Raw genomic sequence first — 14,548 nt, 5'->3', positions numbered from 1 at the left:
CGTTGCTACAGCTAAGGAGAGAAAATGGCGACTGACTGGAAAGAGATTGGTGCGGTAAAGGAAGCTCAAGAACTTGCTTACTTAATGTGGGACAAGAATTGGGATGAAGCTAACGGAGGTAATATTACTTATATTCTGACCGAGAAAGAAGCAACATCACTCAATTACACCATTGGCTCTGGACGTAAAGTTGAGCTTCAAATACCTGATGCTGTTCGTGGCAAGTATATTCTTACAACCTCTAGTGGATCGTATTTCCGTGAGCTTCGCGATAATCCTGATGACTTGATTGGAATCGTATATATTCCCGAAAATGGAGACTATTACGAGATTGCCTTTGGACTCGAACATGGCAATAAACCTACATCTGAGTTTCCTGCACATATTGCTACACATGCAGCCCGTCTTGCAATTGATCCCGAGCAGCGCGTAGTAATGCATAATCATGCAACAAATGTTTTGACAATGACACACGTAGGTCCTACAGATGAACGTGATTTTACGCTTGCACTTTGGCGCTTGATTCCAGAGGCACTTTTTATGTTCCCAGAAGGTATTGGTATGGTTCCATATTGTGCCTGTGGCACACAGCATATTGCTGATTTGACATTGGAAAAGATGAAAGACCGCAAGTTTGTAATCTGGCAATACCACGGCGTATTTTCAGCAGGCAAGTCTTTACATGATGCTTTTGGATTGCTGGAGTCTGTTGATAAGCTTTGCGGTGTGTACCTTGAAGTTATTCGTACCGGAAAGTTTAACGGTGGCATCAATGATGCTGAGTTGATGGAGCTTGCCAATCAGTGGGGAATTACCCCTCGTGAGGGTTATTTAAACGTTTAGCCCCCTAAAATCTTTGGAGTGAATATATTCTATTCACTCCAAAGATTTAATATAAGTATTATTAAAATTCATTCGTTTAAAGTATTAAGTCAAAATAATTCTTTATTACGAATATTTATAGAGTTTTATTTCTTTATGTGTATTAATATCGTGTACATGGTGAAGTGCCAGCACCACGTGCAGGAGAGAGCACGCCAAACAGTATCCAATGTCTTTGAAGGGAGTTCTCAATGGATGTTTTGCTAAACGTTGTTAATTACATCCTTGGGTTCGGAGCCGCAGTCTTCGTTCCACTGATTATGTTTATTCTTGGTCTTGCGGTTAAGATGAAGCCAGGAGATGCTTTTATCGCTGCACTTACTCTTGGTGTAGCTTTTACGGGCATGAATGTTCTTACCGGTTTTATGACTGGTGCAATTCAGCCTGCTGCAGAAGGTCTTGCTACAAAAACTGGTATTGTGTTGACTTCTATTGATACTGGTTGGCCAGCAATGTCTGCAATTGCATGGGCTTGGCCCTTTGGCGTTCTTTGCTTCCCTCTGCTTATTGTGATTAACATCATCATGTTGGTTACCAATAAAACCAATACTCTTAATGTTGATCTTTGGAATGTTTGGAACCTTCTGCTTACTGCTGTTCTTATTAACTTTGCATGCACATCTGCTGGCATGACTCCTGTGGTATCTATGGTTCTAGCATTTGTTGGCGCAGGCCTTATGGCAATTATTGGTCTTAAGATTGGTGATGCTTGGGCTCCCACTGTTGAGAAACTCACTGGTATTCCTGGTGTAACGGTTCCTCACTCCATGACCTTTACTGCAGTTTTCATGCTTCCTTTTGAGAAGCTTCTCGAGAAGATTCCTGCAATTGAGAATCAAAATTACGATGCTAAGTGGCTTCGTAATAAGCTCGGTATCTTTGGTGAGAATGCTGTAATGGGTCTTTTGATTGGTATCGTACTTGGTTTCGTTGCTTATGACGAACTTCAGGCTGCACTTACTCTTGGTATTCAGGCTGCTACTGCAATGCAACTTTTCCCGATGGTTTCCAAACTCTTTATGCAGGCTTTGTCTCCAATTTCTGATGCTGTTGGCGATTGGATGAAGAATAAGTTTAATGACGGGCGTGAGCTTTACATTGGTCTTGACTGGCCTATTGTTGCTGGCTCTAATGAGCTTTGGGTTCTTACCATCCTTTTGATTCCATTTGAGATTATTTTGGCTGTAGCGCTTGCGCCAGCTGGAAATACCGTTTTGCCATTTGCCGGTATCGTTAACATCTGTGTTGCTGTCCCTGCTCTCTTCATTGCTTCCGGCAACCTTGTAAAGATGTTTATTCTTGGTCTTATTACGACTCCTGTGTATCTGCTCGTTGCTTCTTCATTTGCTCCCGCATGCACTCAGCTTGCGCAGCAGTACTCTCCAGATGCACTTGCTAATATGGGATCCAATCCCTCTATTACTTGGTCTACGCTCGAGTGCCCTGACTTCCGTTGGGCAATTGCAAATGGTCTTTCTCTCAAGCCAGTAGGAATTATTGTTTTGATTATTTGGCTTGTAGGCTTTGTATGGCTGATGAAGGAAATGTCAGCGCGTAATGTTGAAATTAAGAAAGAACTCAATGGTTAGTTTTAAATAATTGTAGAGTCTCTAGTGTAATCTCTCCAATGTAACCGCCCACTATAGTAATGGTGGGCGGTTTCTACTATATCTGTATTGTATTAATCTACTTTGGGCTTATTTGACTATGGGTTTGGTTCATTTTCTTCAAAATAGCTAGTTGCTTCCCATTTCTTTCGGTATTGAAGAGGAGTATATCCTTCTATTTTTTTAAAAAAAGCAGAGAAATGACTTGGTTGAGGTATACCGCAAAGCTGAGCTACGGATTTAATAGGATAGTCGGTATACTTTAATAAATCACGTGCATAGCGCATCCTGTTGGCATTTAAATATTCGCTGATTGTTACACCAACATAATGTTTAAAATTCCGAGAGAGGTGAAACTTACTGACTCCAACTTGTTCAGATAAGTCATCTAAATTAATCTTTTTGGTATAGTTCCAATTAAGATAATTGACCGATTGTCTAATATACTCAGGTACTGAATTAAGCGTGAGGCTCGAGTCTACTCTACTTTTAAGTAGCAAGGTCATAATGTGTACAATAGAACCATTCGATAAAATCTCTCTTCGAATTGAAGTGCTTTTTGATAGGTTAAGTATCGCTTCGAAAAGGTTTTTGAATTTCTCTAAATTGCTCATGTGCGTATAGTTGTTTCCATACTTAGTAAATTCTTTATAGTAGCCACGCGCTGAATTACCATTAAATTGAATCCAGTAATAGTTCCAAGACTGTTCTTCAACGCCGAGTTTGTAGTCTTTCTTACAGTCAAGCCAAACAATATCACCTGACTGTAGAACCTGATGTTGACCCTCAAATTCAAAATAACCTGATCCAGATATTGTTAAGAAAATGTTATACCCCTCTAAATGAGGAGAAGTACGAAAAAACCCACTCATTGCCTCATAGTAACCAACGCGTTGTATATAGAAGAATGTACTAATTGCAGTTGGAGTAGGCGTATAAATAATCCTAATAGATCTATTACTTAGATTTTTTCTATCAATACTTGCGGTGATATTTGGAGAGCTTACGGGTCCAGTTTGTTTTTGAGGAGCAACTCCATCAAAAACAATCGTTGTTTCTTCGCTAGCTGACATTGCTATAGCCTCCAGCTTACATAAATTTATTCATGAAAATACTTTACCAAGCAAGCACAATTGATGCATTTAAGGATAATTGATTAATGTACCTACCCATGCAATGCATGTTCAAGAGCTGACTTATTAAGAATGATAAACCCTCGCTCTTCTTTGCGAAGAATATGTTGATTGCAGAGTTCATCGAGCAATCTAAACATGTGGCGATAACTCATGCCAATAGAAGCAGATACTTCGGTAAGTACACCAGAAAAAACTCCTGCGTTGGAATTATCGAGGATATAAGCACATAAGCGCTGTTTACCTGTGTAAAGTGCAGATGAAACATAAGAATCTGCTGAGCTTGCTAACTTAAGAGCTAAGCCGTTGCCAAGTTTGTTGGAAAAAATAATATTGTGGGTAAGTTCTTTTTGGCAGAGTGAATAGGGAAGTTGAATACACTCTAGTTGTGAGATAGCACTTATAGTTGTTTTTGCTTGTGGTAAGTTGCTCATAAGTTCAATATCGCCAATAACGCCACTGGAAATGTACCTGCTCATAATAAGAGTTTTGCCATTGTTGCCCAGTCTAAATGCCTTGGCACGTCCCTTTACTACAAGCCAAAAGCTTGTAAACGCGTCACCCTCGTTAATAACAATTTCTCCTGGATTAAAAATATTACAACTGCAGTTAATTTGATTAATTTTTGACAGGCCATATTGTGCAAATACAGCTTGGTGATGGGCGGTAAGACGTTTGAATCTCATGGCGGTAACTCCAATTGTGGAGAGACTACGTGTTGTGCTTCTTAGTATGACATATGTCCTACCTAGCTGTTTGCTTGCATCCGTATTGTGAGAGCAGAAAGGAGCACAATGTATATCTTTTTGTCACTTCTTACTGGTATGGTTTTATCGGTAATGATTGCTATAAATGGTAATTTAACCAGTTTACATGGTATGTTTTGGGCCGCAGTTATTATCCATTTGGTGGGTAGTGTTGCTGCATTTGTGCTGTGCAAGATGGAAAAAGAACAAAAACCCATTTTTAATCAGGGTCCCATCTGGATGTATTTGGGTGGCGCTGTTGGTTTGATAACCACAATGTTTCAAAATTTTGCATTTGGCAAGATTAGTGTTACAGGGTTAATTGCGTTGGGCTTGTTGGGGCAGACGATTACTTCCATAGGTATTGATTATTTTGGTTTGTTTAATGGTTCCAAAAGACCGTTTTTTGCTAAGCAACTTCCAGGCTTACTCCTCAGTTTTGCAGGTATTTTCCTTATGATGGATACCTCTGTTGGTATAGACACGTTGGTTGCTCTTGTGATGTCATTTAGTGCAGGCATTACTGTTGTGATTTCTCGTATGATTAACGCTCGTCTTGCTCAAAAAACCAGCGCACTACGTAGCTCGTTTGCAGTCCATATTACGGGGTTATCTCTTGCTTTGATTCTCGCTTTATTGTTTTCACGTGCGTCTTTATTCAACTTGCCAAGCGTGTCTTTTGGTCCCGCCTGGATGTATATGGGTGGCATGTTAGGTGTAATAGCTATTTTACTGTGCAACATTACTGTGCCTAACGTACCTGCGTTTCGTTTGACGCTCTTAACTTTTATAGGACAGGTATTGATGGGAGTGGTATTGGATGCTGCTATTGGTAGTGTGCAATCCAGTACTTCTATTATGGGTGGTATTGTTATTGCGGCAGGATTGCTTATTAACTCTGGGGTTGAAGCTTTGGACAGGCGTAAAAAGCTCATGAGCCAAGCAAACCAAGCTGTACAACCGGCCGAATAATTAAATTGCATAGTGTCAGTAAAATCCAATGAGTCATAAAAAGACCTACGGTCATTTGACCGTAGGTCTTTGCATTGCAAGTAAATGATTGGGTGTGCAAAAAAGCTAGAGCTTGTTGTGCTAGTTGACTTGACAGACCATAACCATGTTGGTGGAGGTTGAGTAATCACCCTGAACAGGAGAGGTCTTGGGATCGCCAGCGGTAATAACAACCAAATCGCCCTTTTCGACCAAACCAAGATTCTTGGCTTCCTTAAGAGCAATCTCAATCGTACCGTTAAAGTTGTCGGAATCCTCGGTTACAAAGCAATTAACGCCCCAGTAGAAGGAACACTTGCGATAGGTTTTCTCGGAGGGTGTAAAGGCATACAGAGGAAGCTTAGGGCGGAAGTCAGAAATCAAGCGAGCGGTACGACCAGAAGCGGTAGGAGCAATGATGCACTTAGCGCCCACGCGTTCTGCAGTGGTAACAGCAGCAAAACCAATAGCACCATTAACGTTCTTTACACCACCGCGATCAAAATAGGTATTGCGCTCCTTGAGGTACTTCTCGGTTTCAAAAGCAATGGAAGCCATGGTTTTAACGGCATCAATAGGATATTTACCAGCAGCAGTCTCGCCAGAAAGCATCACGCAATCCGTACCGTCATAAATTGCATTTGCTACGTCATTAACCTCTGCTCGAGTGGGGCGAGGGTTACGAATCATGGAGTCAAGCATTTGAGTTGCGGTAATAACAGGCTTATAGGCACGGTTGCACTTCTTAATGATGGTCTTCTGAATGTGAGGAACTTCAGCTGCGGGAACCTCTACGCCTAAGTCTCCGCGGGCAACCATAATGCCAGAGGACGCTTCCAAAATCTCATCAAAGTTCTTGACACCCTGTGCACATTCAATCTTGGGATATACAGAAATGCGCTCTGCACCCTGCTCAGCACAAATGGCGCGAATTTCATTTACGCCAGCTGCATCACGAATAAAGGAAGCAGCAATTGCATCAATACCAACCTCGCAGCCAAAGATGATGTCTGCACGGTCTTGTTCGGTAATTGCAGGCAGACCAACCTCAACGTTAGGCAGGTTAACACCCTTGCGCTCACCCAACTCTCCGCCGTTATTAACGATGCAGTGCATATTAGTGCCTTCAACGCGAACAACCTCAAGGCCAATCAGACCGTCATCAATAAGAATGATGGAGCCTGGAACTACTTCGTTAGGTAGATTTTTGTAGTCAAGTGAGAAACGCTTGGCGTTACCAATGACATTGTCATCTGTGGTAACAATAACCTCGTCACCAGTAACAAGTGTAACCTTCTCGTGATTTTCAAGATCGCCAGTACGAACCTCAGGTCCTTTGGTGTCCAGCATGACCGCTACGGGAACACCAAGTTCCGCTGCAATCTTACGGACGCGTGCAACGCCAGCTCGGTGATAGTCGTGAGAGCCATGGGAGAAATTAAAACGGGCAACATTCATACCATTGCGGATAAGCTCGCGCAATACATGTTCATCTTCTGTTGAGGGCCCCATGGTACAAACAATTTTAGTTTTCTTGCCGATCACAAATCTTCCTTTCGTTATGGTAAAAGCCACGTGTGGTGGCGTTACATGCTGTTTTATAAATTCAGTTATAAAAAAGTATAGCGCGCAAAGAACTATAAATGTCCATCAAAGTACAACTAGCAAACAATGCTGTGCTCAATAAAGTCCTTATTAGTAGCATAAGCTTGAGCGTTTGCTAAGGTTGTATGTGCAATCTGAGCTAATGCTTCTTTGGTAAAGAATGCCTGATGGCTGGTAATTACTACATTGGGGAATGAGCAGAGCTGCGCGGTGGGGGAGTTAAAAATTTCATCCGTACGGTCACGGTAGACATTGGGATTCTCTTCTTCATATACATCCAAGCCAGCCGCCCCAATTTTGCCCGATAGAATTCCGCGTATGAGAGCATGGGTGTCCACAAGGCCTCCGCGACCAGTATTAATAAAAATCACGCCATCTTTCATGTGAGAAATGCTGTCATCATTAATCATGTGATAGCTCTCATCATTGAGAAACGCGTGAAGGGAAATAAGGTCTGCACGTGCAAAGAGCTCTTCGTTGGAAACATACTCATCAATAACATGTTCTTCGTCAACGAGTGTTTGGTTGGGATAGGGGTCCGAACCCAGGACGGTCATGCCAAAACCCTTGCAAATGCGGCATAGTGCAGCACCAATACGACCCGTACCAATAATACCCGCAGTCTTGCCGTACAGAGTTTCACCTACAAGACCTACAAGCGAGAAGTCATTCTCGCGCACACGATTGTAGCCTCGATGGATACGTCTGTTTGCCGTGAGTGCCAAACCCATAGCATGCTCGGCAATAGCTTCAGGGGAGTAGGCGGGGACGCGAGTAATGGTCATACTCAATTTCTTGGCGTACTCAACGTTTACTACATCAAAACCTGCACAACGCATCAAAATGAGTTGCACACCTACACCACTGAGTATTTCCAGCGTCATGGCCGATAAATTATCGTTGACAAAAGCACACACGCCATCATATCCGCTGGCAAGTGGGGCTGTCATGGGGGTAAGGATGGAGTCGGTGTACTGTAGTTCAATGTCTGGATAGGAGGGAAGTTCTTTCTTAAAGGATTCGATGTCATAGCTTTTGGCACCAAAAACTAAAATTTTCATGCGTAGACCCTTCTTGACAGCTGCAACGGATGGTCGATGGCGCTCATCCGCTTGCATACAATGTATAAACTCTAGTGTAGCTGCTTTTCTTGATAGCAGTTAATTACGTTTAACTCGCGCATAAATGAGTAGAATTACAAGAGTAACAATGCTGTATCAGGCTCATATAGGGGAGGCTGTTATGAATAGATATTTTGTTAAAGCAAGTAAGTTTGTTCTTCCTGGTCGCGTGGCATCAGAAGGTTATCTGGAGGTCATAGACGGCTTATTTGGTGAAGTTGTATCCGAAGTTCCCGAGGATGCAGAGGTATTGGATTACTCTGGCTGCTGGATTGCGCCTGGTTATGTTGATACGCACATTCATGGTTTTGGTGGTCATGACGTTATGGATTGCGATATAGATGGCCTTAATGAGGCGAGCGTGGAGCTGGCAAAGCATGGTACTACCTCATGGGTTGCTACTACGCTTACTCAACCTGCAGAAGAAATCATGGCTGCGTGTGCTGCGGTTTTTGAGGCTGTAGAAGCACGTGATGATGACTTTGTGGGTGCCAACATTGATGGCATTTATTTGGAAGGCCCCTTTTTTACCGAGAAACACAAGGGAGCTCAAAACCCAGATAACATGTGTGATCCCAACGTAGATTTATTCTGTGATTGGCAAGAAGCTGCACACGGTTTGATTTGCAAGAGTGCTATTGCTCCCGAGCGTGATGGCTCCACACAGTACTGCACTACGTTACACGAGATGGGTGTTGTGGTAGCGCTGGGCCATTCTGATGCCACCTATGAGCAGGGTATGGCTGCTGTTGCTGCCGGGGCTACAGCTTTTGTGCATACTTACAACGGCATGAGCGGTTTGAATCATCGCAATCCCGGGTTGGTAGGTTGCGCTATGACAGCGACCTCAACCTATGCAGAGATTATTTGTGATGGCATGCATGTGCTTCCTGGAGCAATACAGACACTGGTAAATGCCCGTGGCTGGGAGCATGTGGTCTTGGTTTCTGACTGCCTACGTTGTGGTGGTATGCCCGCAGGTGATTACTTCTTGGGAGATTTCCCCATTCGTTTGACAGGTGGTTTAGCTCGTTTAAAGATGGCCGATGGTACTTTGGGTAGCATTGCTGGTTCTGTTTTAACGTTAGATCAGGCAGTTCGTAACGTAGTGGAATGGAATATTGTTACTGCAGAGCAGGGTATTCGTATGGCAAGTGAAGTGGCGGCAAAGTCTGCGGGTATTGATGATATTTGTGGCATGATGTTACCTGGTCGTTCTGCAGATTTTAATGTTTTGGATACAGACCTTATGCTGGTGGATACCTTTATTGGCGGCAAGCAGGTACAAAAGTAGCGTATAACGGACGTGTTGAGAAAAACGCTTATTTTTTTAAAGGCACCTGTTTTATATGGATGGGCTTCTCGATAGGCTATGAATCTACCGAGAAACCCATTTTTGTTTGCTAAAATACTGCATTTAAGGCACTCGTATTTTAGCTTGGTGAGCCCTTGCCCCTAGCTGGGGAATTATGATCGGGAATCAAACAATCGAGTGTGGAGTAACGTGGTTCTTGAGGACCATAGCCCGATCAAGGAGGGATACATGAGAGAGTATCTTGTAGATGCACAGGATGTTCTTGAGGAGGTTGGCACCAGCGAGCTTGAGGGCTTGGGTGCAGGTGTTGCAGATCAGCGTTTGCAACAAAACGGACCAAATAAACTTAAGGAAGCAAAAAAAGATCCGTTGTGGAAGCGCTTTTTCTCGCAAATGGCTGATCCTATGATTATCATGCTGCTCATTGCAGCATTAATTTCTGCACTGGAGGGATTCTATAAAGGCTCCGCAGATTTTGCAGACGTTATTATCATTTTGTTTGTTGTTATTCTTAACTCCGTACTAGGTGTTGTGCAGGAGTCTAAGGCGGAGGAAGCCTTGGCTGCTCTGCAAGAAATGGCCGCTGCTACCAGTAAGGTTATCCGTGATGGCACGCAGGTAGTGGTGCCTTCGTCTGAGCTTGTTGTGGGCGACGTAGTAATTTTGGAGGCCGGAGACTCTGTTCCTGCAGATTGCCGTATTTTGGAATCTGCCTCCATGAAGATTGAGGAAGCCGCACTTACTGGTGAATCCGTACCGGTAACTAAGCACGCTCATACTATTGCGTTGGAAGAGGGTGCGGATGACGTACCTCTGGGCGACCGTAAAAACATGTGCTACATGGGTTCAACGGTGGTTTTTGGCCGTGGTCGCGCGGTAGTGGTTGCCACTGGTATGGATACCGAGATGGGCAAAATTGCAGATGCTTTGGCCAAAGCGGAGGACGGGCAGACGCCTCTGCAAATCAAGCTGTCTGAGCTTTCTCGCATTCTCACCATTTTGGTTATTGCAGTCTCTGTTGTGGTGTTTTTGACGGGCTTCTTTAAGTATGGTACGGGTTTCTTGGGCAACATGAATCTTATGCTTAGCACATTCATGATTGCTGTTTCTTTGGCGGTTGCGGCAATTCCTGAAGGTTTGGTTGCGGTTGTAACCATCGTACTTTCTATTGGTGTTACTAAGATGAGCCAGCAAAACGCTATTATTCGTAAGCTTTCTGCGGTAGAGACTCTTGGCAGTACACAAATCATTTGCTCTGATAAAACTGGTACACTCACGCAAAATAAAATGACCGTTGTTGATCACTTTACCAATAATACGACGGCACATATTCGTACTATGGCACTTGCATCTGATGCTAAGTGGGATGCTGCCCAAAAGAATGCGGTAGGAGAGCCCACAGAGGCGGCTTTGGTTGCAGATGCTGCCCAAGCAGGTTTTACAACTGAGCTTCTTAGTGCTTCTCGTCCACGTGTGGGTGAGGCTCCGTTTGACTCTGGCCGCAAGATGATGTCCGTTGTTGTTCGTGGCGAAGATGGTTTTATGCAGCACACCAAGGGTGGTCCTGATGTAGTGCTGGCTCGCTGCACTAAGTACTTAACGGCAGATGGTGTTGTGGATATGACTGATGAGCTGCGCGCTCAAATTATGGAGTCCAACAAGGCTATGGCCGATAAAGCGCTGCGCGTCATGGCTTCTGCTCGTCGCGATTGGGGTGCCGATAAGCCCAACGATTTTAGCCCAGAAAACCTTGAGCATGATCTGACCTTTGTTGGTTTATCCGGCATGATTGATCCGGTTCGACCTGAGGTTAAGGCGGCAGTTGCAGAGGCTAAGTCTGCAGGTATCCGTGTTGTTATGATTACTGGAGATCATATTGATACTGCGGTTGCTATTGCTAAGGAACTCGGTATTATTTCCGAGCGTACTCAGGCAATTTCTGGTGCAGATCTTGATCGCATTTCTGATGAAGAGCTGGCACAGACCATTGGCAACTATGGTGTATATGCACGAGTTCAACCTGAGCATAAGGTGCGCATTGTTGATGCTTGGAAGAAGCAAAACAAGATTGTTGGCATGACTGGTGATGGTGTAAATGACGCACCTTCCATCAAGCGTGCAGATATTGGTATTGGCATGGGCATTACTGGTACTGACGTTACTAAGAACGTGGCAGATATGGTTTTGGCAGATGATAACTTTGCCACGATTATTGGTGCGGTAGAAGAGGGGCGTCGTATTTACGATAATATTCGTAAGTGCATACAGTTCCTTCTGTCCTCCAACCTTGCCGAAGTTATCTCGGTGTTTATTGCTTCGCTTATTGGATTTACCATTTTGGAACCAACACATCTGCTGTGGATTAATCTGATTACGGACTCCTTGCCCGCATTGGCCATGGCAACCGAGGATGCAGAGCCCGGCATTATGAAGCGCAAGCCTCGTGATGCTAAGGACGGTATTTTCTCCAATGGTATGGGCTTAGACACAATTGTACAAGGTGCTATTATCGCCACACTTACGCTGGTTAGCTATTTTATTGGTCATTGGTATGAGTATGGTACCCTGGATATTTCTCAGGTTCTTTCTAATCCTTCTGCAGGTATGGAAGGAATGACTATGGCCTTCTTGACCTTGTCTATGGTAGAGATGTTCCATTCGCTTAATATGCGCAGTCGTCGCCAGTCTATCTTCACGCTTAAAAAGCAAAACCTTTGGTTGTGGGGCGCATTTGCAATGGCATTGTTGCTCACCTTTGTGGTTATCGAAACACCTTTGTCTGCCGCTTTTGGTTTTGCCGAGATTGGTTTTGAAGAGTACATTACTGCCATGTTGTTGGCTGCTTCCATCATTCCCATCGTAGAATTGGAAAAGCTTATTATGCGCGCTGTTGATAAGGACAATCGCTAACAGAACCGTTACACTTAGTGCATATGGCACAAAAAGGTAAACATAGTCGTAAGCGCAAGAGTGCCGGTAGAGAGCAAGTTTCTCTGCCGGCGCTTTCGTTAATGTTGGATCTTCCAGCCTTTGAGGATTTGCCTCTCACCAACTCTCAACGTGCTGCATTTGAGCACACAGCTCTTAAGCTTTCTGTTGAGAATGGCGTGGAGCTAGCAGAGTATCATTTGGGTTGTGTGGTGAGGCTTGATCGTGGTTTTCCAGTCATTGCCTGCGCTGATAGTGTTTTTAGAGCCGAGTATTCGGTGATATTATCTCGCGATACAAGTGTGCGTGCCGCAGTGGGAGACTGGGTGGTTGTACGTCGTCCTCAAACGCACGATATGGGCGTTATTGAAGCTCTGTTGCCTCGAACAAGTGATGTGGCACGCTGGCGTGGGAACAGCCGTGGAGAACATCAGACGCTGGCCGCCAATGTTGGGTTAGTGCTTATTGCTCAAGCGCTTTCTGAACGAGATTTAGACCTTAATCGCATAGCTCGTTCTGTTGTAGTGGCATTAGATTGTGGTGCTCGCGCAGCTGTGGTGCTTACCAAGGCAGACCGTTGTAGTAGTTATGCGCAGTTAGTCAGTCAGTTGCATACCCTTGCACATATTGTTGGCCCAGAGGTGCCCATTATTGTTACCAGTGCGGGCACAAGGCCTGGTAGTGAGAATAGCACCAAAGCTGATTGTTGTAACAATGAAACCTGTATGTATAGAGCTATTAACGCTGATAAGATGAGCAGTGCTGGGGATATTCCTGCACAGGTATCTTGGGGGATTGAATCTGTAACTGCGCTTGTTGCGCCCAGAACAACGGCTATTGTATTGGGCGAATCTGGTGCTGGAAAATCTACCCTGCTCAATGCACTTCTTGGCAGAGAGATTCTAGAAACTGGTGCGGTACGCAGTTCTGATGATGCGGGTAGACATACAACAGTTACTCGTCGCATGGTGCAGATTCCTGGTGCGGGTATTATTGTGGATGAACCTGGCTTGCGCAGCCTTCCACTGGTGGGACATGAACGTGGTTTAGCGCTGGCCTTCCCCGAGATTTCTGCTGCGGCGCAGAACTGTAAATTTAGAGACTGTACACACACGCATGAGCCAGGGTGTGAGGTTTTAACTCATGCAAATGCAGGAGATTTTTATCCAGAGCGCCTTGCTGCGTATTTAGCTTTGGCGTCGGAAATGCGATTGTCCAAGCAGACTCTTGATCCTGATATTGTTCTGTAGCATGTAATGTGATTAAAAAAGAAAAATAAGCAGATAAAAATGCCTGTCTGCATCTGTAGTGCGCTATGTTGTTGGATAACTACCGCCTACCGATTGTTGGCTTATTGTTTGATTGTTGACAGCCCATTTTTGATTTTCGATTTTTCATCAGTTTTATACCTTTGAGCTCACGCACAATTTGAACCACGAGTTGGATTCGTTGTGCGGAGTAGCTATGTCACTAAAATTCAGAATTGTTTTCTCGGTAGCTTGTGCAGTGTTGGTTGGCATTCTGTTTTTGTCATATGCCCAGTCTGTTAAAGCGCAAGCACAGGCCATGCGTTCGGAAGCCCTGTCCAAATATGGGGGAGAACTGGTGCAGGTTGCTGTTGCAACGAGCACAATTGAAGCTGGCAAAACAATCGATTCAAGTGATATTCAAATGCGTGATTGGGTGGCCGAGCTTGTGCCTCAGGGAGCCATTACGGATGCAGATTCCATTATTGGCAAAGCTCTAACCGTTCCCATTTGCGCTGGTGCACCGCTTTCCGAATTCAACTTTAGAGAGGCTGGTTCTGGTATCGAAGTGCCTAAGGGCATGGTTGCTATCAGTATTCCTCTGACGGACAAGATTGGTATTTCTGCGGCTACCCTGCCTGGTACAAGTGTTGCTGCATATGCGACAAACGACTCGGAAACTTCGCTTGTTTCAGCAAACGTTTTGATCTTGGCATCGGGCGCAAAACAACAAAGCCAGTCTTCGGTACTTACCCTTGCGGTCCCTGTTGCGGATGTAGAGCAAATCTTATCGATCAGCGCTTCAGGCCAATTGAGGTTAGTGGTGCCAGCAGAGGATGTCTCTTCACTGGCCAATAAGAAAAAGGAAGTAACCCTAGGTTCTGTAGATGTTTTTGATGGGGACGAGCTGCAAGATGGCGAGAAGGAGCAATCTGATACCTCAACCACCTCTGATGAAGAAAAGGATAGGTAAC

General features: G+C 44.4%; 11 protein-coding genes. 7 read left to right on the top strand and 4 right to left on the bottom strand.

Annotation, left to right across the window (positions count from 1 at the left end; all coding sequences use genetic code 11):
- Positions 1-24: 24 nt before the first annotated feature.
- Both rhaD and G469_RS0100195 read left to right on the top strand, forming a co-directional pair.
- Entirely contained in the window at positions 25-843 is an 819-nt protein-coding gene (rhaD, locus tag G469_RS0100200) for a rhamnulose-1-phosphate aldolase (RefSeq protein ID WP_028263330.1), read from the top strand.
- A gap of 230 nt (positions 844-1,073) precedes the next feature.
- On the top strand, positions 1,074-2,471 hold the full coding sequence (locus G469_RS0100195) for a PTS galactitol transporter subunit IIC (RefSeq protein WP_028263329.1): 1,398 nt from the start codon (positions 1,074-1,076) through the stop codon (positions 2,469-2,471).
- A gap of 116 nt (positions 2,472-2,587) precedes the next feature.
- Here G469_RS0100195 and G469_RS0100190 read toward each other — a convergent pair whose 3' ends face one another.
- On the bottom strand, positions 2,588-3,562 hold the full coding sequence (locus tag G469_RS0100190) for an AraC family transcriptional regulator (protein ID WP_028263328.1): 975 nt from the start codon (positions 3,560-3,562) through the stop codon (positions 2,588-2,590).
- Positions 3,563-3,654: 92 nt separating this feature from the next.
- Positions 3,655-4,308 carry a Crp/Fnr family transcriptional regulator gene (locus tag G469_RS0100185; RefSeq protein WP_028263327.1) on the bottom strand — a complete coding sequence of 218 codons (654 nt, stop codon included), beginning with the start codon at positions 4,306-4,308 and terminating at the stop codon, positions 3,655-3,657.
- A 108-nt stretch (positions 4,309-4,416) separates the two neighbouring features.
- Between G469_RS0100185 and G469_RS08790 the strand changes: the two genes are divergently transcribed.
- A complete protein-coding gene (locus G469_RS08790; RefSeq protein WP_084522243.1) occupies positions 4,417-5,340 on the top strand; it encodes a DMT family transporter in 924 nt (307 codons plus the stop codon).
- A 120-nt stretch (positions 5,341-5,460) separates the two neighbouring features.
- Here G469_RS08790 and pyk read toward each other — a convergent pair whose 3' ends face one another.
- Positions 5,461-6,903, bottom strand: coding sequence for a pyruvate kinase (gene pyk, locus G469_RS0100170; RefSeq protein ID WP_211225383.1), 1,443 nt, complete (start codon positions 6,901-6,903; stop codon positions 5,461-5,463).
- 116 nt (positions 6,904-7,019) lie between these two features.
- Positions 7,020-8,024 carry a 2-hydroxyacid dehydrogenase gene (locus tag G469_RS0100165; RefSeq protein ID WP_028263325.1) on the bottom strand — a complete coding sequence of 335 codons (1,005 nt, stop codon included), beginning with the start codon at positions 8,022-8,024 and terminating at the stop codon, positions 7,020-7,022.
- A gap of 181 nt (positions 8,025-8,205) precedes the next feature.
- Here G469_RS0100165 and nagA point away from each other — a divergent pair, with 181 nt between their 5' ends.
- The 4 genes from nagA to cpaB all read left to right on the top strand — a co-directional run bounded on the left by nagA (position 8,206) and on the right by cpaB (position 14,547).
- Positions 8,206-9,378, top strand: a complete 1,173-nt coding sequence (nagA, locus tag G469_RS0100160) for an N-acetylglucosamine-6-phosphate deacetylase (RefSeq protein ID WP_028263324.1) — start codon at positions 8,206-8,208, stop codon at positions 9,376-9,378.
- Positions 9,379-9,627: 249 nt separating this feature from the next.
- Positions 9,628-12,309, top strand: coding sequence for a cation-translocating P-type ATPase (locus G469_RS0100155; RefSeq protein WP_028263323.1), 2,682 nt, complete (start codon positions 9,628-9,630; stop codon positions 12,307-12,309).
- A 23-nt stretch (positions 12,310-12,332) separates the two neighbouring features.
- A complete protein-coding gene (gene rsgA / locus G469_RS0100150; protein WP_028263322.1) occupies positions 12,333-13,577 on the top strand; it encodes a ribosome small subunit-dependent GTPase A in 1,245 nt (414 codons plus the stop codon).
- 214 nt (positions 13,578-13,791) lie between these two features.
- The gene (cpaB, locus tag G469_RS07790; RefSeq protein ID WP_051353648.1) at positions 13,792-14,547 is read left to right on the top strand and encodes a Flp pilus assembly protein CpaB; all 756 of its coding nucleotides are present in this window, start codon (positions 13,792-13,794) and stop codon (positions 14,545-14,547) included.
- Position 14,548: the final 1 nt, after the last annotated feature.

It is taken from the genome of Atopobium fossor DSM 15642, assembly GCF_000483125.1.
Taxonomy (GTDB): domain Bacteria; phylum Actinomycetota; class Coriobacteriia; order Coriobacteriales; family Atopobiaceae; genus Atopobium; species Atopobium fossor.
Note: the sequence above shows the minus strand (reverse complement) of the source record. Positions and strands in the feature narration are given on the sequence as shown.